This is a genomic window from Corynebacterium stationis (assembly GCF_001941345.1).
Classification (GTDB): domain Bacteria; phylum Actinomycetota; class Actinomycetes; order Mycobacteriales; family Mycobacteriaceae; genus Corynebacterium; species Corynebacterium stationis.
In genome coordinates this window covers 860,620-886,950 of the sequence record NZ_CP009251.1, presented here as the reverse complement: position 1 = coordinate 886,950, position 26,331 = coordinate 860,620, and the positions used below count along the sequence as shown (strand labels likewise).

The window sequence follows — 26,331 nt, the reverse complement described above, 5'->3', positions numbered from 1 at the left end:
CTTTCCTCATTAGATTCAATGGCCACCAATAATTTGAAATTCGCTAATTCGTTTCGCATTTCGGAATGAAAGTTACCGAATCCCCTATCCATCATTCCTAGACAACCTGAAACCCGCGAAACTAACGAATTATCCACGCAGCGCTAAGGCAGATATCAAGCTCGCAGTTGAAGTAGTTTTTCCTGGGTTACTTCTATGGATACGTTTTTGAGCCTTCTCATCATTAACACGTAGTAAATCGCCCCAAAGATCAACCACACCAATAGTGCTATTAATGCAGGCCCATCCAACATTCCTGGAGAACCAGGAACTAGCAGGAGGGCAAGAAAACAAATCGATAAGACGCAGCCAGTAGCGCTAATAAACTGCTGCAAGCGTGAAATCGGCAACGGATGCTTCATTCCAGGAACAATGCCTTTACGTGCTATTTTCCATGCACAGAAACACGTGTAAAAGTAAGCAAATGTTATTCCAACACTTGTCATGTCAACTACCCACGTAAGTGCTGCACGACCAAACCAGGGTGTGATCAGGCAGACCGCAGCGATGAGCAAGATAGCATTGCGTGGAGTTTTGTAACGAACGTCGAGTTGACCGAATATGCCTGGGATTAAATCTGCATTCCCCAAGGAGTAGACCACTCTACTCGAGGCAGCAAAGAAACCGTTAAGACCAGTGAGCACCCCCATCGTGACTGCAACCACCATCAGAACTAAACCAATCGGCCCCATTACATCTGCAATAGCCATACCGGGAGGCCAAGCAGAATCTTCATATCCAGAGTGATCTGTCCCTACTGCCAAAACTGTCGCTACCATCATTGCCATATAAATTAAGGTTGCAGCAAGGATCCCCCATAAAAGGAGACCCAATGCTTTACGCGCAGAAAAATTGAACTCCCCCGCAAGTTGCGGAATACTATCGAACCCGACGTATGCCCAAGGAGCAAATGACACCATAATGAGAATCGCAGCTATCGCGGACCTATCCGAAGGAATTCCGACGGGAACCTCCGGCCGCTCAACTAAGTAGGCGCCCAACAAAACAACAACTATCACGATAACCGCCGCGATCATCAGCACTACTGCCCATAGCTGAAATTTTCCCGACAGTTCCGATCCTCTCCAATTCAGCCATGCGAAAGCCAGAATAAAAATGGAAGCAACTGCAACTTCTGGGGCGTAAATAGTCCACCCAGCCACATCGTAAAGCGGCATTCGTTGAAACAATGTAGGAAACGTTACGCGGAATACGAGTGTGACGGCAGATGCGTTCAAAGCGACGATACCTGCATATCCCAGCATAAGTGCCCAGCCCGCAACGAAGGCGTGTGCTCTTCCGAGAGCAACCATCGCGAATACCACGCCACCACCGGTAACAGGCAACGCCTTGATTGCATAACCATAACTACATCCGATAACAGCAATCAAGCCACCGCCAACGGCTAGACCAATAATCGCACCTAGCAGACCGCTAGACGTCATCCAATCAAATGGAAGAACGAACGCGCCCCATCCGATTGCAGACCCCAACGCCATTGCAAAAATCCAAGAGGGTTTAAAAGATTTTTGCAGCGCAGGCTGATTGGAACTAGGGCTCATTCGATTCCTTAATACAAGTTTTTGATTTTTAGTGATTTAGCATATCCGATTGCAAAAGTACTGAGGAGGTTTATTTTCCAATCTGTCCCCGGCTAGCAAATATTATTCGGCAGTCTCGAGAAATGCGGTCACAATTCTTAAGTCCGCAGAAAACACTTCGAACAGACTATAAATAGCCAAAGGTGTGGAAGAGCACACTTGATCGTAAACTGTGCATCACTGCAGCAAAATACCCTACTTCCTGCAGCCAATCGCATCGGAGATAATTAAAATCCGAAAGTCGCACATACGGATGCCCTCGGAATGCCTATTTAACCGCACACAAGCGTTGAACGTGGGTAAAATGTTCGGCGACAAATGAATTATAGTTAAATCACTTTTCCAAATATTATTTTAAGGACCCTCCAAAGATGTCTCAACCATCTGTTGCCTTCGTCGGACTTGGATATATCGGACTCCCCACTGCGGTCGTCATGGCGAACTCCGGCGTAGACGTAACCGGCGTTGACGTGAATGAAGCTAACGTCGAACGAATCAACCGTGGCGAAGTCACCATCGTTGAACCAGGTTTGGAAGAAGAACTCAAACAAGCGATTGAATCCGGGAACTTCCGCGCAACAACTTCGCAGGTTCACGCGCAGACCTACATCATCGCAGTTCCAACTCCTTTCACCGATACTTATGACGTAGATATGAAGTACATCTACTCTGCAGCTGAGGCAATTGCACCCCAACTCAAGGGTGATGAACTTGTGATTCTGGAGTCGACTTCCCCTCCACTGACCACGAAGAAGATGGCGGACAAGATTCTCGAACTGCGCCCAGACTTGGCTGCCGATGGTTCCGAAAACCCTGAAGGAAACCCAGTTGTTTACTTCGCACATTGTCCAGAGCGAATCCTGCCTGGTAAGGCAATGGAAGAGCTGCGCACCAATGATCGCATCATCGGTGGCCAAACTGAAGAGGCTACCAAGCGTGCAACCGCGGTATACGCAACTTTCTGCAAGGCCGAGTTGCTTCCAACCAACGATGTAACTGCCGAAATGGCAAAGCTGACTGAGAACTCTTTCCGCGATGTCAATATTGCATTTGCAAATGAGTTGTCCCTTATCGCCGACAAGCTCGATATCAATGTTTGGGAGCTCATTGAGCTTGCAAACCACCACCCACGCGTAAACATTCTTCAGCCTGGCCCAGGTGTTGGTGGTCACTGCATCGCAGTTGATCCATGGTTCATCGTGGCATCTGATCCTGAGAACTCAAAGCTCATTCACACTGCTCGCAAAGTGAACGATGGAAAGCCACAGTGGGTCATCAACAAAGTTAAGGAAGCAGTTGAAAGCACTGGTGCCTCAAAGGTTGCAGTTCTCGGTCTAGCGTTCAAGGCCGATATCGACGATCTTCGCGAGTCCCCTGCCCTGAACATTACCGTGGACCTCGCCGAAGAACTTGAGAACATCCAGTTCCTAATCGCTGAGCCAAACGTTAAAGAGCTTCCTAAGCGTCTGAAGGGCTTTGATAACGCAGAATTGAAAGAATACGAGGCTGCCATTTCGGAAGCCGATGTTGTCCTACTCCTCGTAGACCACAAGGAATTTAAAGCATTGGACGCAAACCTGCTCGAAAGCAAAGAGCTCATCGATACAAAGGGCATCTGGAACTAGTCCTCTCAAATTCGAGTGACAATTGAGGAATAAGTGATACTTCAAGGGGCGCTTGTTCCGCTGCGCTATTCAGATGGCGTTCTTTATTAGCTCTCGAAACAATATAAAGGCCGTTCTGCAGTTCGCTAATTTACCCTTTTCCATTTAGACCACACGGTTTTGGCAGACCCCGAATGGTGACCTGGATTCATCATTCGGAATTGCAATGGCCTGAATCATACCGTAATCCCAAGACGCTTCTACCAAGGAAGCAAGAGGACTCCCCTTACAATTCTCCGAGGTCTTTAAACCCGGAAGATTCCCAAGATATATCAATAATCGACGTCAATACATCAGTCTTACTCCGAGTTTTCACTTAGAATAAGGCAACGCAATTGAATGCTTCAATGATAGAAACCGAGTGCATACGTGAGTAAAGAACTTACCTACAAACTATTGGTCAAAGAACTTGATTCTTCCAGCATCAAAGAAACCCGACACGCGAGTGAGACTGCTCAATGGTATTTGCAGCATCAACGTGATCCCATCATCGGCACACAAACCGGGCGATGTACTTTTTCCAAAGAAAATTCAACTTGGAGAATGAAGTCTTCGCTACCGCTTCAGATGGATTTCCCTGTTGATTCCTCCCAACTAGATATTGCCTGGGATGAACTGGCGGACTCCCAGGCTCAAGGAAATGCGCTTTGGAAATACTCTGTCGGTTTCCTTCCGACCCTCTTGGAGCAAAGCACTAATTACGAACTAGTCGGCGCGGTTATAGATTCATTGTGGAATTATACCCAGTCCGAGGAATGGAAATCTCGGTCTCAGTGGATGACATCTCTCGACCATTGCGTCGCCGTTAGGCTTAGAGCTCTCTGCACACTGTATTTTCAGTACTCAGAAGATGCTCAACCAGTTCCGGCAAGTTTAATTAACCTGCTGGCAAACGACGTCTCAAATATGATGCGGAACGGCGACGAATATTTCCCAATCAATAATCACGGTGCCATGGCTGCAATATCACTCTTGCATGCTTGCGGGGTATTTCCATCGACAATTTCTGCAATAAGTAAGTCGGATGAAAAAAGCCCGCTCGAAATAGGACTCCACCAATTCAATCGAATCATTGGCGCTATTTTCGATGAGTTCGGCGTTGCAAGCGAAAATAGTCCTGAGTATCAACGTTATTGGGTTTCACTTGTCAAACCCGTGGCTGATATCTTCCAGAACCTTTCGTCACTAGCAACTTCTCAGCAGTCGGAGCTAGATTTCGATTCATTGCAAGCCACAATTAACAACGCAGAGTGCGCACTTCAGATGTTTACGGATACATCAGGGAAGCTCATCCCGATCGGCGACACTCACCCCAGAAAGCTAAACTCTACGCCTCCCGAAACCGGAACCTTAATCACGGAAACCCACGGATTCGCCGTATACCGCAATCAGGGAACAGTTTTCACGCTGAATAGTGGGTCGGTCAACTACGCGCACAAGCACTGCGACGATTCATCCATAACACTGAGTTTTGGCGACGAAGACCTAATCCTCGATTCTGGATACTATTCACATGATTGGAGTGATCCAAATACTATCTACACCAAGTCGCAAACGGCCCACTCTGGCCTTTTCCTCACTGAACTAGATAACATTCATCCTGGAAAACTATATTGGCCCGGCGATGAGCGCATTCATGCAAGCCTTAGCGCGCTTTCAAAGGATCCTCTACATGCGGTCTCAAACGTGACTGTCGACGAAAAGATTACGTTGAGGCGCGAGGTCAAAATTAAGTCTCCGGATCAGATAGACATTTTGGATTCTGTTTCCGGCGATACTACAGGGTATGGAACAGTTGTTCGGCGATTTATTCTCCCTCTGAATGTGCAGTTACGAATTGGCCGTGGATTCATTGAAATCCGCAAGAATAACGTTTTGATGGAGCTATTCTTTGATTCCATCTCTGATCTTGAATCCGTGGTTGTAACCACTTCTCGGGAAAAGCCCTACTTAAAAGGGTGGATCTCTCCGGAATTAAAAACTCTTGCGCCGGCGCATTGCCTAGAGATACCGGTTACTAATAATGCCTCTTCAATCACCCGGATACGACTCAATACTCTTGACTAAACATCACACCGATCGGATAGGATCACAAATGGACCACGGCCAAATTGAGGAAATACTTCACCGCCTTTCGCAGCTAGAGGTGGATACCGCTACCTTGCGAAGTGAACTCAGCTCGGGAGCAAAAACAGCTATCCCCGGGTCAGTAGCCGAAGAACCTCAAGGAAATTCACATTCAAATGAGCAGTTACTTGATGTTTTGGCAAATGGGGATTGGCCCACGAAGCCACGGCAATCAACTCCAAATGGCTGGGACAGCCTCGTGGATCCATGGGTTGATGCGGTGCCTACAATTGGTGACAAAGTCCCAAGTGCCTACCGCATCTGGCAGTCTTCCCGGCGCTACTTCTTGAAAGGGGATTTGGAACGCGCATCACGATGCGAGCGACTGAATTACATAATGCACAACAGTTATGTGCCTGCTGAACTCGATTTGAAGGATGAGGTTACCTTTGCGTATGGGGGGATCGGCGTAATCGTCCACAAAGATTCAGAAATTCAGAAAAACGTCACAATCGGGGCAAACGTAACGATTGGTGGTAATGGCCATCAGCAACGCTTTGATGAACGCAAAGAAATTTATTCGACGGTACCTAAAATCGGAGAGCTAACGACAATAGGAGCTTGCGCGAATATCTCAGGAGGTATCGAACTCGGACCGATGACGATCGTGGCTCCAAATGCTGTAGTCACCAAATCATTCGGCCCTGGTTCAATTCTCGGCGGCGTACCTGCTAAGAAAATTGGGCAAATCACTGTCGAAAACGCTCTGCGCTACAAGGCAAAATTTCTTCCAGCTCGGCGTATGAATGAAACAGACTATCAAGAACTCGCTGAGGCTTTACTAGCGAACAACATTGAATCTACAGACGACGATAAGGAAAAGAATCATGGCTAATTTGCCTTTCGTTCCGTATGACTTTCCACAGTGCGACTTCATCATTACGCTGAACGATAACGAACAAATTCAAGAACGTTTAACGAAACTCGGTGCAAGTAGAGTGCAAGCGCAAGGCTTTGCTCTTTATCTCTGGGACCCTCGTCCAGCTGATGTTTTCTTCTTTGGTGTTGGTGTAGTTGACGAAGCATTCAAAATAGGTCCGCAGCACTTGAACCGTCTACCAACGAAACTTGGCGCTGGCAACTATACAATCCTCGATATAAAACCATCCACGGCAAAAGTAATTCCGGATCCTTTTGGAATGAATTTGACCTTTTACAGCGAGGTTTTAGTAACTAACCGCTTGCATCTTGCATCACTAGTTGTTGACGATGTTGATGTAGTGAATGCGTTCTCGGCCTTTCATGGAAGGTCGGGGTTTTCGCTTAACTTCAATACTCTTGAGACACCAGTGCGTGGGGTTAAGCTTCTAAAAGCCAATTCTACGATTAGCATCGAGGACGGCAAGATTTTACCGTCACAAGCAAATGAAGCTGCAGACTTTACGCCTCTCGATCCCGACGACTACTGGACGTTTATTGAGCGCGGTGCTGAGGAAATCATTCATAACGTAGCAGCAGTAATCGATTCCGGACAACCTGCTATTGCCGACGTAACCGGCGGAAGGGACAGTAGAATCGTATTCGGAGCACTAATTGCGTCGGGTAAACACAAACACGCGCTCTTCAACACGATTTCAAATCCTACTTCCCAAATGCTTGAAACCGATCTTCGAATCGCGACGGGACTTGTTGATCATTATGGAGGGCAATACGGCGGTGGCCCCCGAGCGATAGGATATTCGCAGACGAGCGTTGCCAACAACCTCCGGCGCCGGCGCAGCCAACTTTACGGTGCGTATCATTGGCTCACTTCAGCAGGTATTAGACCACTCTCAGAACTGAGAAAAACGACTTCTGTCCGCATGCTTGGAGGTGGTGGCGAACTTTACCGCGACAGTTGGCGTAAAATCGAGTTTCCGTGGCAAGATCCAGCAGAGCAAGCTACGGCTACCAATATAGAAACAATGCTTAACCGTCACCGCGGTCGTGACTTTAAGAATTCCCTTCCTCTCGACTATCTCGACCAGCTAAACCGAGAATTTGAGAATCTCGATGGCAATACAATTGGCGATAAAATAGACAGCCACTATTTCAATCTACGTTGCAGGCTACATTTTGGTGCGCGGCCTGTTCTCACCGAAACATCTACGAGCATTAATCTTGCAACCTCAACAAACCTACTCCGTGCTTACCGTGGACTTCCTGTAAAAGAAAGAACCAGTGGGCGGGTGATCTTCGATGTTCTTTCGGTGTTCGACTCCAAGCTGCCCTATTTTGAACTCGAAGTACCGTTTTCGGATTCTATTTTTGAGTCAAATTACAATCGGGGATCGAGACTATACGACGCCCCGATCCCTCTGAAAGGGAAGCCAGAACTGGCACAAAATCGCGTACACCGGCGTTCACCTGTAATCCCGATACTCCCGCCAAAAATTGATTGGAGTTATTCTGAGGTTGTCGAATCAGAAATTTCAGAATCTCTAAATTTGCTTAGTAAAACCGACACAGAGTTCGCTGCTTTCGTCACCAGCGAAGACATGTCGTCATTCCTCGCCTGGGCCAGAGAAAAAAGTCCAGTGAACCTAGGAGCCACTGCTTCGAAGCTCAGGTTTTTCGCAGATCTGCTGCACACCTAAAACATGTCATTCGCCGCCTCGGAATACTATTCTTACCCAAGATAGGAGAATTTGAGCTTCACTTGGGGTGATAGGAATAATATGTTCCGGCGCGGACTTGGCCGAATTGACGGTTGTAGAGCTGGATTAAACATTCTAATAGCCCAGCTATTTCGAACTCCGCAATCAAGTAAAGTAGATTCCCAAGCTCACTCAAACAGAGAGTTTCGGACTTCAAATCAAGCAAGAATAGTGAGCTACTAAGTGGTTTATCGCGTACGGAGCATTGAACCAGAGGCATTAGAACTTCCGGATGCAAAGTATTTACCTGAAGTATTCGAGTGGTACCTGTCAGAGCAACAAGATCCAATGATTGGGGCCAAAACTGGGACGTGCACCTTCTCCATGAGCGAAGGAACCTGGAGGATGAACTCGACGTTCCCGATCTCCATGGATTTCCCCACCGATACCTCTCTCGTTGATTTTGACTGGAACAGCGTTACAGAATCCGAAGCCCAAACTAATGCTCTTTGGAAATACTCGATCGGCTATCTTCCTGCGCTTTTAGAACAGTCCGAAGACTTCGAACTAATTACATTCGTATTAGAGTCGCTGTGGGACTTTACGCAGACAGATGAATGGACTACAAGGGCAAAATGGATGACCTCCCTCGACCACTGCCTTGCCGTCAGAATCAGAGCTCTTTGTGCACTTTACGTGGAGTACACTGTCAACAGCCAACCGTACCCAGATAGCTTGATCAACTTACTGGCCAATGATGTTCTCAACCTCTTAGGAAATGAAAAATTCTACTTTCCCGTAAATAATCATGGAGCAATGGCTGCAATTGCGTTGGTCCATGTTTGTGGTATTTTTCCTGAGTTCACCAAGTGGATAGAAAAGAAAGTTGAATTGGATGTTTTACAATTCGCACTTTCGCAACTAAATGGAATTATTGTCAATATTTTTGATGAATTTGGAATTCCAAACGAGAATAGTCCTGCATATCATCGTTTCTGGGTTGTGCTACTCGCTCCTGTTTCAACTCTGTTTGAGGTTCTACCTCCGCTTTATAATAGTTCGAAGTCAGATCTTGATATAGATGTACTTTCATCTTTACTCAACAAAGTTACCCATTCACTTCGAATGTTTTCAGACACCTCTGGGAAACTAATTCCAATTGGGGACACACACCCTAGTTACTTGGAAGATTCGTCGTTCCCTGAAGAAACATTGATTACCGAAAAAAATGGGTTCGCGATTTACAAAAGCAATAAGTTAGTCCTGACCGTTAATGGCGGTTCAGTCAACTATGCGCATAAGCACTGTGATGACTCTTCGATCACTTTGAGTTTCGAAGGACAGAACTTAATACTCGATGCAGGGTACTACTCGCATGATTGGAACGATCCCAAAGCCATCCACACAAAATCACAGTCGGCACATTCAGGTTTGTTCCTTACTGCTTTGGATAATCTTCATCCAGGAAAACTATATTGGCCCGGCCGGGAAAGAATACGAGCTTCGTTAGCGCAGGTCTCCACCGACATATTTCATGTTCGCACTACTGTGTGTATTGACCAATGCGTAAAGCTTGAACGCGAGGTCTTATTACAAAGTAGCAACCAAATCGAGATTAATGACTCTATCTATGGAAATTATTCCGAGTTCGGGTCAGTTGTCAGAAGATTTCTCTTGCCTTTAGATGCACAAGTCAGAATTGAGCGGGGATACGCCGAACTGATTACGGACGATATTCGTCTAGAGTTCTTCTACACAGAACCTGCCGAGCTAGTCAGCTTATCGTCTGCACAAACAGTTCCTGAGCTAAAGGGTTGGGTTGCAGGCACAGCCAACAACTTATCCCCTGCTAAGTGCCTTGAGATTCCAATTACTGGAACCACTGAAACCACAAGGATCCGCTTTAAGAAGCTGACCAAGTTTAGCTAACCCATAAGTGAGAATACCCCCTTGTTGAGCGGGCGTTAGATTTAAGGGAAAGTTCCCGAACTACGCTACCCCCCCATTCAGAGGGATGAAAGCGTAGTTCGTCAGCTATTGGCTGAGAATCTCTTGTAGGACTTTAAGAGATGACGGTGCATTACCGTTAAACGACCTATAGTCTAGTTTCTTTTTTGAAAGCGCTGAGCCTTCGTCGAGTACTCCCCAAATCTTCGCTCCTGATGCTTTGTAATCTGAATACTTAGACGGCAGGAACGGATTAACTTCCATTGCTGGCGAGCGAGCGACATCGTTGACCAAAAGAACATCGGCTTGAGTTGCGGAATTGAGAAACTGCAGATATGGGAGATACTCATGTACCGTCACAATTTCGTCAAGCCCTAACTCGATTACTTGCCGTACTGCCTCGGCCGTATCTGAACAAAATATATGTAGAGCGATTCTACGTTGTTCAGCCCCCGTTAGATTCCGGAGCGCGGTGAAAATGTCGCCAAGACCTCTATTTACATAGAACGCACCAAAGTATGCAATATTCGTCCGAGTTGGGTTAAATCCGGGTTTAGCCTCAACAACTTGATAATCTGCTGCTCTCGGAGAGGGATGCTCACGGATTATGGCTTTACCCCGTACAAGCGCAGCAAACTCGACAGGATATTTCGACAGCATATATTCGAGTTGATTCTCATTGGTGAAAATCAGTTCGTCTGCTAGCAGCATCGTCAAAGATTCAACCAAGTCGAAAATAGTTTCTATCTCTAGTACAACTGGACTTTGAGCGCGTATGATTTCCTGAAACATAGTTGCATCAGCGTCCGAAGGTAAATCTCCTTTTCGAGGTTCTCCCTCAACGCCAAACCGAAGCGGATCTGAAAATTCAGCAGTCCAAATCACCCCAGGATGCTCAATCTTGAAGTACGCACCCGCTATGTGCGACCCCATCCAAAGCGCTCTCGAGTATAGAGTTTCGTAGTTTGACCCGATAGATTCTTGTCGTTTACGTGCTTGCGCGACTGCTTTTTGGGCGAACTCTACATTGAGTTTCCAATCTGCAAACGACGGTGCGACTGGAATCTCGATTGTTTTATCTAGCCAACGCGAGCATAGAAACCGCAAGCTGACATCCTTGCTGCGAATACGTGACATATCAGCTGAGATGACATCAACAATCTTTTCTCTCTCGGAAATTGCTTTTGCTGCTACCACTGCTGAGGTGTCTGCATAAGGAAGGAAACAATACGAAAATACCAAATCCTTGGCTTTTCCATCATTGATCCAGTTCCATGGGAAATCAACAAAGGCCATTTCAACCAGCAGATTGTCAAGAGCAGGTGCTTGGTCCGGGTGTTCTTCAAGGTACGATCGAACAAAGCTTACCTGTGCTCGTTCCAATTGAATGCGGGCTTTCCTGGCCGCGCCAGTGACATCGATTTTCCGAAGCGCAGAAACGCACTCTACTCTTTGCTTGACGTTAAATTCGAAAGACTTAGCCTGTCGCGAGACTGAATTGTTTGAAATTCTACGAATATAGGCTGAATTTTGGGCTGGCTTTTGGAACACAACTTTGAGCCCCTCAACGCTGAGCAAGTTCGCGAAGAAAACCAAATCTTCGCCGCTTTCCAGATCCTCCCGGTAACGCAGGTTCTCCAGTAACTTCGTAGGAACAAGTTTACATGCATTAAAACCAAGTAGCCAAGGAACGTCAGAGACCGGAACAATTTGACCGGCCATTTTACTTATCCGCTCATTTAAAATATTAGTACTGCTAATTTGACCATCTAAAGTAAGGTCATGAATCGGACAAGCAACGATTCTCGGCTCATTTGGCATGGATTCCAAACATGAAGCTAAGAACTCAGTTTCAACTAAGTCATCGGCATCTACAAAAATCGTATTCTCATAACGAACCAGATTCAATGCGACATTCCGCGCGGCGCCTGCTCCTTTTTGGGAATTAAAGTATACACGAAGATTAAATTCTGGATGTTTTTCTATTATGCAGGAGATCTTCTCAAAGCTTCCGTCGTCCTCACCGTTCAAGACCACGATTACCTCATAAGAAGAAAAGTCTAGGGATTGATCTAACAGACTTCTTAGCGTTGCTCCAATGGTTTCCTCCCCCTGATAAGAGGGAATAATTACGCTAATACCAGGTAGATAATGTGAAGCAATCCCGCTCAAATGCGCATTTCGCCGCGCTTTATCTAGCCGCTTTCGTTTTTGTTCGATTGTGCCATCAAGCGCCTTTGCTGTCATTGCTGATTTACTCCTTCAGATCTGAGTTTTTGTCGGCTACTGGATTTCTTGAATGCCCAGTTAGTTTATTGAGAGCTTTACGAGCTAGAGCGTCATTTCGCCGTCTAAGTCTCAAGTTTTCAGTTTGCAGTTCCCTCATTTTCGTGTGAAGCATCGGGATCTGCTCAACGCTCTTACGGAGAGCTTGAATTTCACACTTCAGTTTTGATACTTCTAAAATACTTTGCTCAACAGCGTCGAGAAGTTCTTCTTGGTCTTCGAGAAGGTCGTCCAAATCAGAAGACGTAAGGTTCGACGGTCTCCTCGAATTCTCAATTATGAGACTGCGAATCTCATCGATTGGAGTTTTTCTCCGCGTTAGGTGTTCTCGCCCTACTGCAACCTCGAGACGCGCGGTAGAACCAAATAGGTCAAATCCCACATATTCAAGACCAGTAGCGAAAGCAAGCATCGAATATGAATACGCTTTATTTCTTTCAGCGTTCCAAACAATCGTTACGGTTTTTGTCGGGCCAGCTAGAAGTTCACGCACATTCTGAATCACTCGTTCTGGATTCTTGTCCGCGACTAAAAGAGAGCCGAGTTCTTCGCTCCTCCGAATGCTTTCCCAATCGTTGAAAAAGATGCTGCGGGATCGGATAAACCCGAGATCCACATTTAATCCAGAGTCCTCGAATATCAATACAGCCGAGCCGGCAACGTTATTAGATACTGCGTTCATTATTTCCTTTCAGGATTCAAAGCCAGAGCATTTACAAGGCTGTCGTCAGACTGGATTTCAATTCTCGTGACGAAAACGTCCCCCTGATCACGAATCTCTCTTATTCCAATTGCGGTACACCGCACATGCTCTGGGAGCGATACTTCAAATTCTGCTACCGATGAACCTTGTACTGCAGGGAAGTACTTGTAGTAGCTAACCCCCTTCATTTTAGAACGGAATATCGAGTATTGCGAGAGATTGCCTTCGAAGGGCTCACCGTTTGAGTCCTCTATTTCAAAAGTCAGGAGGAGATTCCGTTCCCTGTATTTAAACGGAGCAAGGACATCAATCTCGACGACAAATTCAGAAGGCAGGTGGCTAAACTTGTGTGGTTCAAGTTGCCTAATATGAACCGGGCTAGAAAGCAGAACGATTTTGTCCGATTTTTCCCTCTGCATCATATTTGCATCTAAGTTTACTAGTGAAAATTCTAGTAGATCCCCGAAGTCAATACGTTTGGATGTGATAGTCACAGAGTCAATTGCTTGGTCGGATGGAAGGTCAAGAAACACAAAGTCATTCAGATTACTTTCTTCCTGATCCCTTCTTAAGACACCGACAATCGAATTATCTTCAATTTCCGATGCTGAAATCTCCCCAGCCCGGGCTTGAACCACCACAGGTCTCGGTCTTACGATTCGAAGAATTGACTGCAACGATCTTCGTAGAATATTGAGATAGTTCGTACTTCCAGCATCGATAATCTCAGCATTTACCAGCCCTGCCCCTAGAGATTTTGCGTCGCTGGTAAATTCGATGTGACTTCCTTGAAAGTTTATAATAGGCCGACAAAGCGACTCGATATCCAACACCAATGCGTCGAAATCTTGCTCCAGGAGCATTCCAAGCGCGCGTTTCTCAATATCTGCGGTAAGCTCCGCAGACCTATCAGGACTTTGCTTCCCTGTTGTCAGGCGATTGCTCAATGCTTCGCACCGTGGTTCAGCAGCCGTGATTAAGCAGGACGATAACGGGAAACGCTCTATGAGCCCAATCGAAGATTTAAGTAATGCTTCATAAGCTTCATCGTCCCCCCAAAATAGAACTTTGGGTTGCCATTTTTCTTGTTCCAGAAGCAACTCAATTTCTCCGTCACCAAACCACCGCTCAATTCTAATCTCAGGGATTCCATGAAGGTTCTCATTAATCGTGGCGGGCACTTGAAAATACTCCATTGCCCCTGTAGCTGGAAGATACTTGTACCATCCACCAGTTGCCCCCCAATGCAGTCCGTCAATCGGATCGTCAGCGGTCCCTTTGGTGAGGAAGCGTAATAAGGCTCGCGTTCCAATAGGACATTTAATCCAGCCACTAATTATATACTGGCCATCCGTTGGAATCGATGCATTGATAACTAAAGATTTATCCAAAAGCATAGTCAAATTGTACTCTTTTCACGCTACTATCTCTTAAAAGCTTTAAGGCTCTACGAGGCCGTCTGAGAAAAAGGGCGCTTATCATAGATGCTTAGAAAGGTAAGCTACTTCTTTTCATACTATAGTGCTGAGAATTCCTATGAGCTGCAAAATCAACGGGCCGAGCTACACCTATTTGTGAGTTTTTAACGTGTCGGCTGCTGCCCCCCCCCTTCACCCCGCTTTCCCTGGCATTTCAAGTTTCATATGGCGTATCACGATTCCTTTGGAGCCGGATTAAGTTCTGGTCTTATTAGTGACGCCTTCACCAGTAAAGCTCTACGAGTATGCAATTTCCCAAGCTGGCGTCACACTATTATGGAGTTTATAGCTTTAGTTGTGGCATGCTCTGGTGGTCATGAGAGCGCCGCTTGATAAGTCATGTGACTTCGCAGAATATAAGTCACACGATTGTGCCATCCACGAGTCGAAGCCCCACGTACCCCCATTGACAGGTTCGAACGACAACAGGAATTACACGAGTCAACTGCAACTCGGCTGATTCGAATCTGAAAGCTACGAACAGATGGCACCTCGAAATTTCCCATGCAGCCATAATCGCCGCACAAGATACGCGAATTGGTGGGAAACTAATCCTCCGATGGGATTGGCTCTGAGTTCCGCACCGAATGGGCTAGCGCCTGTATCGCAAGAACTAGCCTATTCTCGACTGTTTCCCAAGATCTGCATGAATTGCCGGAGAAGCAATGTCCGCTCAAAGCTGTCCTTTACGAACTGTTGCGCTTCAGCCGTATCAACTTGTGCATCGATAATGCTGCTAACGATGCCGTCCGTTGTTCCTGAAAGCCAGCTTGTTGGATAAATTAGATCCGCACCAGGCCAGTCCAGACTCACTGGAAGCGCACCGGAGGCGGCGCCGTCTGCGAGAGTTAGATGGAATGATTCGAAATCACTTGTTGACAGTACGATTCCGACCTTTCTATACCACTCCTCCATATCCGAACCATATCCATCGAAGACAACGGCATCAGGGTACCTACTATTGATCGAATCAATTCTTGAATTCTGTTCCGAGTAAAATTCCATTTCTTGAGGACGGTTCTTCATCCATGGATAGTCCTCTGGCGTCTTGCCTTTAATACGAAGTTTGTATCCAGGATCATGTTTTAGAAGACCTTCCAGGATGTCGAGTGCCCGATCCAAGCGCTTGCTCCTCGGGACAATACCAACCATGCCAAGTGTCTTTTCTGCTCCGTCAAGTTTGGACCTATTTAGGGCACTAGAGTCCACGAAATTTGGGATAACAACGGTTTTGTTCGAAGGAACCCCATGAGAAGTTATCGCAGCTTTACGAATTAGTTCGCCTACGAATATGAACTTGCTTACGTTAGCTTTGTTTACCTTGCTCAAGAACGGAAGAAATAGTTCCTGCGAATGAACTCGTACAATCATTGACTGTCGTGACAACAAGTTATTTGAATACCACACGGCATTTCCAAGCCCCCACTCACACACGACGATGTCAGCTTGATTCAACAGCTCCTTGGACTTTGCGGGGTCATGCTTGTTGTGTCCCTCCCACTTGTCAATCAAGACCTCGCAGCCAGTCGCATAAAGCTCATCGAGAATTGCACCCGCGAATTTTAGATCGTGTCCAGCGACGAGTACTGTCTTACCTGAAAAGTCGAAAGATTCCTCTTCAGAGTCTTCTTCCGCCGCATCTATTTCATGTGACATCGGAAGTGTTACTGTAATCGATTGGCTTTCATCATTAGAGCGACTTCGCACTGCGAGAGTGAAGTTCTTCGCTGCTTCCGAATCCACGACGGTCGTCACATAATCCTTTAAACCGAATGTATTTGGGTCGCGAGTCAGGATTCTCCCGTAGTCACCGAAACGAAGAGGCAACATTACGTCCTCTGCAAAAGTACGTGAGAACTCGTTCGGGAAATAAACCTCAATGCCAAGCTCTTCGTCTGCTTGTAGGTCCGCGCTCGCTTCGATTCCGAGTTGTTCAATTAACACTTTTTCATCCTGGGTAAGCCCCAGAGCAATTACTGCGGACGGCCGGACTGATTGAGTCACTACACGGTTAATTAATGCAGCCCTCTCCCGTTCCGACAAGGTGGCAATTTCAGTCAAGACAGCAATATACTTCCTAGGCTGCAAACCTTGGACCGAGATCCCCGCGGTTCGGGCAAGAATTGACAATGCAGACTCAGTGGTATGCGCTCGATACACTGTCCGCATCTGACGCCAGATTTCGTCAAGCCGGCCAGATGGATTCGACGACCAGTCATAGAGCCAAGCTCGGTGATCCTTAGCGTTGTTAGAATGCGCGATATTAGATCCCAACGTTTCGGCAATTCCCCTTCCATAGGCGCTCAAAACAATGCCGCCGCATGCTGGAATTTCTACGACACGTCGAGAGAACATCGTCGGCGAATTCAATACTGAATTCACATTGAGATGTGCAGTATGGGATTTGTATGACTCAATGACATCTCGGTATAGCAGTCCGCCACGGACCGCACTGCGATATGCTTCAGGAAATTTATAAGGTGAATCTGGATTATTCGCCTGACGATCATAAATGTCCATGTCATATTTAGCTGATGACTCCAGCAACCGCTCCAAGCCTTTAGACCGCTCTTTGTATCGGTCGCCATAGTACGACCCGGCGTAAGCAATCGACTTCTTGAACTCTCGCGAGCTCGGCAGCGGATTATGCAGTTTAGGTTGCGCATAGAACGGTAAAGCGCTGACAGTCTTGTTCTTACAGCCTGCTTCTTTTAGATAGCGAGGAATCATATTCGCGTCCGTTGTAAACACGTGATCAAACAGGGCCGCATTAGGTACAAACCGTGAAATATGAATCGGGTCTTCTTTGTTCCAGAACACAGTCGGAATCCCGCGTTCGCGTGCCAATGTAAGCATTCCCCGCAGGTCAGCACTTTCTTCATCCGAATAGTGTCCGACACCACGGTGCCATTCTGCTTCGTTGCCTTCCCACGCTGATTCGACGAAGACCATGTCAAGCTTCGGATCAGCTGACAACTGATCGCGCCAAGAGGTGCGGCTTAGCAATTGGACATCAAAAGCGTCTTCAAGGGTGGATCGAGTAAATTCGTCGCCGATTACGCCTACACGCAACGAGCTCAATAGCTTTGACTCCGGAGTGTTCCTTTCGTATGCTTCGGCAGCTTGAATGTGAGCTGTAAGAATCTTTTCCCCGAGTTTTTCCCAAGACCTTTCAGTAACAATCCAAAGTCGTCCAGTTCGACCGAGATCAGCCCGCAGATCAGAGTCCAGGATCAAGCTCTTCAACTTGGATGACAGTGATTCCGCACTATCAGCAACGGACAGCAATGCCCTTCCTTCATCCTCACCAGCGAGATCCTTATTGGGCGATACATTTGATAGAACCGTTGCTTTTCCAGTTGCAAAGGATTCGAGTGGCTTCAAAGGTGATACTAATTCTGTCACCAGATTTGATTTCCTTGGGCAGGCGACGATATCGAAGATACTTTGAAGTCTCGGCATCTCGTTCTGAGGCAAACGACCTAAGAACGTTACCTGCTGCTCTAGTTTTAACTTAGCCACCCGTTCTTTAAGTGCATTCTCCGCGGCTCCCGAACCGGCAATCACAATTTGGTGGTCAACACCGCTGTTTTTGAGTATCGCAGATGCATCGACTAAATCATCCAGTCCCTCATACCCGACGATGCTGCCAGCAAATCCAACAACTGGCACATCCACGCGAATCTTCTTCGATTTAGCATAGTTTGTGTCTTTGGGAAGAGGAACGAATACCTCCGGATCTACTGAGTTAGGGGCTACCGTGATATTTTCTGCATTAGCCCCTCTGGCTACAAGTTCATCCTTCACTTGCGAAGTAATTGCAAGTATATGATCCGCGTTTTGCGCAACCAGATTCTCAAGCTCACGCATCGCAGCAAAGCGTTCAGTGTTTTCAAATCCAGGTTTCGCAGCTGCTTCAGTAAACTCCCATAACCCCCGTACCTCATAAACAAACGGAATACCGAGTCGGCGCGCAGCAATCAGGGCCGGAAGCGCAGTTCTAAAGTTGGATGCGGCCTGAATAACACTTGGACGCACCATTCTCGCTTCACGAACGAAGGCATCCGCACATTGCAAAGTGTAGTGGTCGATTGGATCTCGGTTCAGATTCCCTCCGGGAATGTGAACATACTGAATCCCATCAAGCGTTGCCTCGACGCGAGTGGGTTTTGGTTTCTCAGTATCAGCTTTCGAATCCCATGGGTACCCAGACCTTGCGACTACTACAACATCTCCACCGGATGCTTTTATGCCATTAGCCACTCCTCTGGAGCGGGTCGAATAACCATTCGAGTTGTATAACGGAGACTGGTGGATACAGTACATAACTCGATTTGGTTCCGCTACGTAAGCTGGAAACTGGCTCCTGATGGGAACTAGATCGAGTTCTAAGAGCCTAGCTTCGCCCAGAACCCGGGAAGCCAGGGATTTAGGAACCTCACTTAATTTGTCGACGAGTTTGGGATACTTGTTAATTAACGATTGCGTCTCGGCAATCTTTCCCTCTGTGAACCACAAGAAATTTAGAGCGCGCTCAAAGTTTCGCACCGATTGCTTCTTTTGGAATTGTTCTAGAGGATTTCGATGAACCGTACTACCGGAGGCAGTTGAATTTTTCGGTGCGACTTCATTCTCAGCGGGAGCAACCTTTAAGCCTTGATCCGCCGAATGCTTACCATTTCCCCGAGTTCCATCAGCAGAAGACTTCTGAGGGCTGAGCTCCGTCCCCCATCCCCTAGATTCCTTGGCTTTGGCCTGAATTTGGTTCTTCTCTTCAATAAGCTTTGTTCGCATACTGAGAAGAGATGATTTGAGGCTGCTCGAAAGCTGCCTAAAACTGGACTTAGGGTTCGTAACTACTTTACGTGCTGCCTGTACTGGCATAACGGCAAGTTTGCCCACTTGAAACGTACGAGACACACGTACTGAATTGAGTCTCCGTTCTGCAAGATCCTTTTCACTAGCCAACTGAGCGTTTTCACTCTTTAACTCGTCAAGCGTTGCGTGAGCGGACCTGACTCGTCGTTTAAGAACATCACGTTCAGTTTCAAGTTGTCGAACGTATGCATCCTTACCTGGACCAGCCAACGACTCCAACTTGTTATAGACATGCTCCGGGCCACTCAAAGTTTCGGCGATCCGAAGTTCCCGAATTTGTTGATAGTCCCGATATTCATCGGCATGCATATTCTAGTTCCTTGCAAGAATCGAAGTATTAGAGCGGTCAGACCGATAATAGTACCTAACTCCTTGCGTTGCATGCCGAGGAAGTGAGGATTGGCTGGCCTACGACCGAAACGAGTTTCCAATAACACGAATCCCTGCCATCACATTATTCGACCTCTGACCAGCAATTACCAGGTTCAATCTAAGGATCCTGCACACTTTGCATAAAATTACAATGAATCACGCAATCAAAAGGAACGTATGCGTATTAGTCCCCAAACGCCTAAACGGAAACATCGGCAATGGCTATTGCACATGGGTAAGACAATCCAGAATAGCGCGCAAAAACTTTCACCGAAAGGCTTGATTTGGCGTAATCATCAGGAAGTTCAAAATCCATTTCACTTTCTGCTTGATATAGATTTTTTCGAACTGCTCGGCCATTCGCTAACAAATAGAATGCAAACTCAAGTGGGAAAGGACGCGTACAGTCTGGATTACTCTTGACAGTAATCTTTCCTTCGGATTCTGAGATTACTGGCTTCAGCACAACCTGAGGTAAAACCTCAGGGGTCTGCAACTTCTTCGGAGCAGCGAGTTCGGGATGTTTGATACCGACAATTTCGATCGACTCAATTGGTCTTTCATCCGTCTTAACTCTGAAAGCAACTCCCGTATCAATTGTCGGGCTAAATACATCCCTGGCTGCTCTCATCCTTGCAGCTGTCGTCGATGGATTCAATACGCCGAGTTCAATCGCGGCTAAAGCCTCTCGATGCGCTGTTTTCAAAGTCTCTCGATGCTCCGCAAATGCATCTTCGATATCATGCGCCAAGGTCCGACACATGCTCACTAACGCACTAGCTTTATCCGCTAAAAAGCGGTCCTTATAACTGCCAGACTGAGTTACGGCTGTAGAAGGGGACCGCGTGGAAGCAAGCCGTGCAAAATGAGACTCCAGAATACCGGATTCAGTTGAAATCTTTCTCCTCGGCGTCTGAGTAAGTTTTTCAGTGGCTTCATCACTTTCGAACGGATAGCACAATAGCTCAGGTGCAGAGGCCCGGAAAATTTCTTTGGTGAGCGCAAAATTTCGGAGGTCCGTTTTCTCAATAGATTTAGTAGCCTCATAGAAGTAGGAGTTCGATAGCGGCTGTAGCGGAAATAGATTAGATGAGCTCGAGTATTTTGCGTGCCCAAAGTGCGTACGATTCCTAGTTTGCTGATAGAGGTAAGGCATCGCAGTGTCGAAATCCTGAGATTCAAAATGCGTCGAGAGCCCCTTAAGTGCTTCTCCCACTTCACCTTGCAGACGGGTCTTTATAAGCGCATTTTCTAGATACCAATCGCTGAACTTCTCAAATGCATCCTTCCCTGTGTTTCCCAGCATTTTTTGGTGTTCTTCAACTTGTTTTTTAAGACTTAAGAACCCCGCACCTTTGATAGGCTCTCCACCACCTCCACGTAGAGAAATCTCTGGGTTTTTATAAACTGGGTGATGAGATGCAGGAACAAAGGAATTGGAAAAATTTGATGAATAGCTTTGAGCCAGAATCATCGATTCTTCTAGGCTAGTTTCAATCCGGAAAGATTCTCTGACTCCCTGCCAGTCCATACCAAGGTCGTTTCCCAGTTGGTGACTGATAAAAAAGTCATCCTCAAAAACCCTGTTCGCGTATTTATTTTTGTACAGGCGAGGATCATTTGTCCTTAAGGAGAATGCTTTTGCAGCATTCGCACGTACGACGAGTGAAAGTACTGTCCTGGAATCAACGCCGCCGGAAAGCAACAATGTTCTTTTGACATTGTCATTGCTTGCGAGCGTTGAGAGGGTACGAGAGATGAAATCAACACCTGCTTCTACCAAACCACTGGGACTTCCGACCAGATCTGCTAAAAATTCACTTCGGTCATGCACAGATATCGCTTCATCCGATATGTGCAGAAACTTGTGTGGCGGAAGAATCTGGATCGAGTTGGAAAAAGTCTTCGATACAAACGGATTCAAAAACCGTGAGTCTTTAGTCGTGATGGATGCCAAATAAGAATAAATGTCTAATGAAGGCTCCATTCCTTTTCGTCGTAGTTCGTGAACCACTCCATGAAACGAATCTGAAACGATTAATTCACGCCCAGGCAGCAGAGAATAGAAAATCGGCGAGTAACCATACTCGTCGTTAAACACAATGTACCGTTTTTTCTTTTCAGAGCTAGTTTCTTTTCGCCTGGCCACTGCAGTCCATTCCCCAACAGCTGAAGAAAAATCTTTCAGGCTAATGGAGTCGCAAACGTCTTCAGAGAAGTCAGCATTCACGCTGAATTCGGGCGTTGCCGCGATACCAGATACTTTGAAGACCTCGAACTCAGAAAAGTCATCAACATGATTCGCCCCAACTGCAAACGACTTCGCGTGAGTTGAAATTGAAATGCAGTGTGCTGGTAAACCAAGCTGTGTCATGGAGCCCTCATTTTGAAGTGAAACGTGTTACTTGTTGATCATTAGAATATGTCAGTCCAGCACGCTAAGTTTGCTGTCGAAACTTATTAGAGTCGAGCTTGAACTTCTGATACTCAGATTCTGAGTAAATCCTGGGATTAGAATACCTGTTAATTGCGTTCTTAATCACCATTTCAGCTCCCTCCGTATTTTTCGCTGCGATACGTTTGCACCACAATTTATAACTTCGCAGTACTCGCTTAGTTGAGCCATCCGCAATTACTCTTCCCTCGTGGAGCCAGATAACTCTTGTACAGTGCTTCTGAATCGTGCTTGCGGAATGCGAAACAATAAATACTGTTCCTGCATTCTTGAGGAATGAATTCATACGTTCACGTGCCTTATTAGCAAATGTAGCGTCTCCTGTAGAGAGGGCTTCATCAACCATCAGAATCTCTCGGTTAACGGCAGTCGCGATTGCGAACTTCAAGCGAGATTTCATACCCGCTGAATAGGTTTCCATGGGTCTATCCGCAGCATTCGAAAGCTCTGCCCATTCAATTACAGGCGTAATAAGGTTGCTCACTTCTTCTCGAGTCAGGCCCATAGCCAATAGACCTAATCGGGCATTCGCCCGTCCTGTTAGCTGGGGCTGGAGCGCAGCCGACACTCCGAGAAGAGTAGGTTGTTCTGATACTCTTACCAATCCGCTAGTTGCCGATTCATTTCCAGCGATGATGTTTAGAAGTGTTGACTTACCTGACCCATTCTTGCCTAAAATGCCAATGCATTCACCTGAGTGTGCAACAAACGACACATCGTGGAGTGCATCTACTGAACTATTCTTCGAGGAAAATACGGAGCGGTTCGATTTAGAAACCGTATATGTCTTAGAAATATTTCTAGCCACAACGGTGGCTTTATTGGATGGCGACATATCGCTCCTCTGCTTGCCAGAAGTAGATAAATCCGACTAGTGCAAGCGCTACACTCCAAATTGTTAGATAAACCCAAACATCCAAAGACGGAAATCGTCCGTCCAAAACGCAGGTTCGGGCTGCTTGCAAAAATTGATAAATAGGATTGGCTTCAACCACTTTTGTCACAGTTGGATGTGACTCAAATCGATCTATTGAGAAAAAGACACCTGACGTAAAAAAGAGCGCACGGTTAACAAGCCTAAGTAGCTTTGCTAGGTCAGGTATGAATGCCGAAGCTCGAGCGGCTATGCAGACAAAGCCGAAAACGAACAGATGGCTCAATAAAAAGAGTGGAATGATTCCCAACAAGGCAGGTGTAATCGGCTTTCCCAATTGGAAAAGAGAAGCTCCGATAACCGCAATCAACGCTGGGATAATGTGATCGATCATTTGACGCAGCACCAGCGAGACAATGAGTGTAATTTTCGGGAAGTTGAAAGAACTTATCAAGTTCTTGGATCTCTGGATTAACCTTCCTCCAGAAGAGATTCCAAGGGAAAAGAAACCAAAAAAGATCACACCAATTAAGAGGAATCCGAGGAAATTATCCATACCCCTAGTTACTTTCATGATTAGCCCAAATACTACTGCATAAACAGCAACTTGAAATATTGGATCTAAGAATATCCAAGCTCGTCCGAGATAGGTCCCGTTCCCGGAAGAAAACGATCTAGATTTCGAGTCTTCCCAGATGAAGTGTCGAAAACTCCAAAGCGACATAAAATATTTGGCAATTGAAGGCCGAGCCTGGAGTTTAACGAGCTCAGCGTCATCCACGATCACCAGGCCCGATGGAACGGTGGAATTATTCGAGCTATCCTGCCCTTCGCCATGATTTTGAACTTCATCAGCTCGGCTCATTAACGCTCCCTCATTTGCTAAATTCTTACGCTCCGCTTCTCCGGCCGCTAATCCTAAACAGCGTAGCTCTAATACCGAAAACTTTCTGCTTCGCGACTCCTAAGACTGTCGAAAAGTAACCAGTCACATAATCTGAAACGCAGAAATAGCGCGTTTCCAGCTTGACTTTCCTTGAATTTCGACCATCTCAAACCTATTTGAGACCAGCTGTATTGCTATTTAATATTGTGTTGAAAAGAAGCTCACTCCAACCGTCCGTCCGGAAACTGAAACGAACGACTTTGGTAGCAAAACAAAGAGGTGGGTGTCTCAACCAAACCGGATGGTCATACGTCGTACAAATAGAACATCGGCACACAATTAGCGTTCTCGAGTGCCATGCCTGTCCAAATAGGTTGTAATCTGCCATAAACTGTACCGCCGTCTACACTACGAAAATTTAAAGTTAATCCAAATAACCTACTTATTCCCTCCTAAGTTGCGATCAATGAATTCATTTCTACTATGATTAAGGGCATGTTTCGAGCGCGTGACCTGTCCAAGTGGGAAACTCAGTTTACCTACTATTCTATGGAAGAATATCTTTCAGCACAGTTGCAGTCAGGCGTCCACTCAATACAAATCGGCAGCCAGATAATTGACATCTATGTCGAAAACCGAGGCTCCAACGTCACCCTCGTCAACTTCAACGCAGCGGCTAATCCTTCAACAAAAACCATGCCAAGTTTTAGAGGCTCTGGCTTAACCGAGGATGTAGGAATTAACCTGATAGCCGTTTCTGATCCCACCATGGTTTTGGGAGAAATTCGCCTCGGTTGGTATTTGGGGAATAAGGACATCGGAAAACTCCCACCAATCCTCGCGCCACTTATCCAACATGCCCTCGACTCCATCAACACCAAACGAACAATACTTTTTGGAGCATCCGGCGGAGGATACGCCGCAGTCCTATACGGACAATACTTCCCAGACTCAATAGTCTTTGGAGTCAACCCACGGCTAGACCTAAACGCATTGCCCAAATCCGCAACCGATAAGTACTTGGCCGCGGCGCACAACAACACCGACCCAACCAATCAACCCGAGGGAAAAGACTTTCTACCTGGAAAACTGTCAAGGCTATACAAGAAATCCCTGCCCTTCGACCTATGCATCTACCAAAACCTAGGCGACAAACACTTCCTCAATCACCAACTCATCCCCTTAGCGACCGACCTCGCCGACGACCCTAGACTCTTCACCAAAGTCGAATGGATTCGCCCCGGACACGTCGTCATCCCAGGTTCACGACTCCGTCACCTCGTCGCACACCTCGCGGCAGAGGACTCACAAAAAGACGCAATCATCAAGGCTGGCTTCACACCCACAGTCCTCAACTCAAAAGACACCAAAGCAGCACGCCCCTACTCAAAACTCAAAACCTGGTGATACAACTCAAACCGAAAACTTTTTATACTGGCCATGCTCTACTGTTTTACTGAATTTGGATGTCGAATTCTTTCGCTTTTCAGATATCCTGTTTCGTATGACTAGAGAGCGAGATCTGTCCAAGTGGGAAACTCAGTTTACCTACTATTCTATGGAAGAATATCTTTCAGCACAGTTGCAGTCAGGCGTCCACTCAATACAAATCGGCAGCCAGATAATTGACATCTATGTCGAAAACCGAGGCTCCAACGTCACCCTCGTCAACTTCAACGCAGCGGTTCCCCGAAGCTCTAAAACGGTTCCTGTCCTATTAGGCCATGGGCTAACACGCAATACCGGCATAAACTTAGTTGCAGTCGCGGACCCCACCATGGCTCTAGGAAATCAGGAAGTCACAGTTGCGTGGTATTTGGGGAATAAGGACATCGGAAAACTCCCACCAATCCTCGCGCCACTTATCCAACATGCCCTCGACTCCATCAACACCAAACGAACAATACTTTTTGGAGCATCCGGCGGAGGATACGCCGCAGTCCTATACGGACAATACTTCCCAGACTCAATAGTCTTTGGAGTCAACCCACGGCTAGACCTAAACGCATTGCCCAAATCCGCAACCGATAAGTACTTGGCCGCGGCGCACAACAACACCGACCCAACCAATCAACCCGAGGGAAAAGACTTTCTACCTGGAAAACTGTCAAGGCTATACAAGAAATCCCTGCCCTTCGACCTATGCATCTACCAAAACCTAGGCGACAAACACTTCCTCAATCACCAACTCATCCCCTTAGCGACCGACCTCGCCGACGACCCTAGACTCTTCACCAAAGTCGAATGGATTCGCCCCGGACACGTCGTCATCCCAGGTTCACGACTCCGTCACCTCGTCGCACACCTCGCGGCAGAGGACTCACAAAAAGACGCAATCATCAAGGCTGGCTTCACACCCACAGTCCTCAACTCAAAAGACACCAAAGCAGCACGCCCCTACTCAAAACTCAAAACCTGGTGATACAACTCAAACCGAAATATCCC

Annotated in this window: 15 protein-coding genes; 7 read left to right on the top strand and 8 right to left on the bottom strand. The window is 46.7% G+C overall.

Annotation, left to right across the window (positions count from 1 at the left end; all coding sequences use genetic code 11):
- Positions 1-155: 155 nt before the first annotated feature.
- Positions 156-1,601 carry an APC family permease gene (locus CSTAT_RS04210; RefSeq protein WP_075722584.1) on the bottom strand — a complete coding sequence of 482 codons (1,446 nt, stop codon included), beginning with the start codon at positions 1,599-1,601 and terminating at the stop codon, positions 156-158.
- 410 nt (positions 1,602-2,011) lie between these two features.
- Here CSTAT_RS04210 and wecC point away from each other — a divergent pair, with 410 nt between their 5' ends.
- The 5 genes from wecC to CSTAT_RS04185 all read left to right on the top strand — a co-directional run bounded on the left by wecC (position 2,012) and on the right by CSTAT_RS04185 (position 9,936).
- Positions 2,012-3,265 (top strand): UDP-N-acetyl-D-mannosamine dehydrogenase, encoded by a 1,254-nt coding sequence (wecC, locus tag CSTAT_RS04205; protein ID WP_075722583.1) that lies wholly within the window; start codon positions 2,012-2,014, stop codon positions 3,263-3,265.
- Positions 3,266-3,673: 408 nt separating this feature from the next.
- On the top strand, positions 3,674-5,371 hold the full coding sequence (locus CSTAT_RS04200) for a heparinase II/III domain-containing protein (RefSeq protein ID WP_156845092.1): 1,698 nt from the start codon (positions 3,674-3,676) through the stop codon (positions 5,369-5,371).
- A 28-nt stretch (positions 5,372-5,399) separates the two neighbouring features.
- Entirely contained in the window at positions 5,400-6,266 is an 867-nt protein-coding gene (locus tag CSTAT_RS04195; RefSeq protein WP_075722581.1) for an LbetaH domain-containing protein, read from the top strand.
- Positions 6,259-8,007, top strand: coding sequence for a hypothetical protein (locus CSTAT_RS04190; protein ID WP_075722580.1), 1,749 nt, complete (start codon positions 6,259-6,261; stop codon positions 8,005-8,007). Before CSTAT_RS04195 ends, CSTAT_RS04190 begins: the two co-directional genes overlap by 8 nt.
- Positions 8,008-8,250: 243 nt before the next feature.
- On the top strand, positions 8,251-9,936 hold the full coding sequence (locus CSTAT_RS04185; RefSeq protein ID WP_083640668.1) for a heparinase II/III domain-containing protein: 1,686 nt from the start codon (positions 8,251-8,253) through the stop codon (positions 9,934-9,936).
- A 105-nt stretch (positions 9,937-10,041) separates the two neighbouring features.
- Here CSTAT_RS04185 and CSTAT_RS04180 read toward each other — a convergent pair whose 3' ends face one another.
- From CSTAT_RS04180 to CSTAT_RS04150, 7 genes are all read right to left on the bottom strand, one after another.
- The gene (locus CSTAT_RS04180; RefSeq protein WP_075722578.1) at positions 10,042-12,201 is read right to left on the bottom strand and encodes a glycosyltransferase; all 2,160 of its coding nucleotides are present in this window, start codon (positions 12,199-12,201) and stop codon (positions 10,042-10,044) included.
- 7 nt (positions 12,202-12,208) lie between these two features.
- A complete protein-coding gene (locus CSTAT_RS04175; protein ID WP_075722577.1) occupies positions 12,209-12,922 on the bottom strand; it encodes a hypothetical protein in 714 nt (237 codons plus the stop codon).
- Positions 12,922-14,340 carry a hypothetical protein gene (locus tag CSTAT_RS04170; protein ID WP_075722576.1) on the bottom strand — a complete coding sequence of 473 codons (1,419 nt, stop codon included), beginning with the start codon at positions 14,338-14,340 and terminating at the stop codon, positions 12,922-12,924. The genes CSTAT_RS04175 and CSTAT_RS04170 overlap by 1 nt, the downstream gene beginning before the upstream one ends.
- Before the next feature lie 699 nt (positions 14,341-15,039).
- Positions 15,040-19,608 carry a glycosyltransferase gene (locus CSTAT_RS04165; RefSeq protein WP_075722575.1) on the bottom strand — a complete coding sequence of 1,523 codons (4,569 nt, stop codon included), beginning with the start codon at positions 19,606-19,608 and terminating at the stop codon, positions 15,040-15,042.
- Between the two features lie 262 nt (positions 19,609-19,870).
- Positions 19,871-22,045 (bottom strand): hypothetical protein, encoded by a 2,175-nt coding sequence (locus tag CSTAT_RS04160; protein WP_075722574.1) that lies wholly within the window; start codon positions 22,043-22,045, stop codon positions 19,871-19,873.
- 64 nt (positions 22,046-22,109) lie between these two features.
- Positions 22,110-22,961: an ABC transporter ATP-binding protein gene (locus tag CSTAT_RS04155; RefSeq protein ID WP_083640666.1), complete on the bottom strand. Its 852-nt coding sequence runs from the start codon at positions 22,959-22,961 to the stop codon at positions 22,110-22,112.
- Positions 22,945-23,865, bottom strand: a complete 921-nt coding sequence (locus tag CSTAT_RS04150) for an ABC transporter permease (RefSeq protein ID WP_075722573.1) — start codon at positions 23,863-23,865, stop codon at positions 22,945-22,947. The genes CSTAT_RS04155 and CSTAT_RS04150 overlap by 17 nt, the downstream gene beginning before the upstream one ends.
- Positions 23,866-24,381: 516 nt before the next feature.
- Between CSTAT_RS04150 and CSTAT_RS04145 the strand changes: the two genes are divergently transcribed.
- The gene (locus tag CSTAT_RS04145) at positions 24,382-25,293 is read left to right on the top strand and encodes a hypothetical protein (RefSeq protein WP_156845091.1); all 912 of its coding nucleotides are present in this window, start codon (positions 24,382-24,384) and stop codon (positions 25,291-25,293) included.
- Positions 25,294-25,390: 97 nt separating this feature from the next.
- Complete coding sequence (locus tag CSTAT_RS04140; protein WP_075722571.1) at positions 25,391-26,308, top strand: hypothetical protein; 918 nt, start codon at positions 25,391-25,393, stop codon at positions 26,306-26,308.
- Positions 26,309-26,331: the final 23 nt, after the last annotated feature.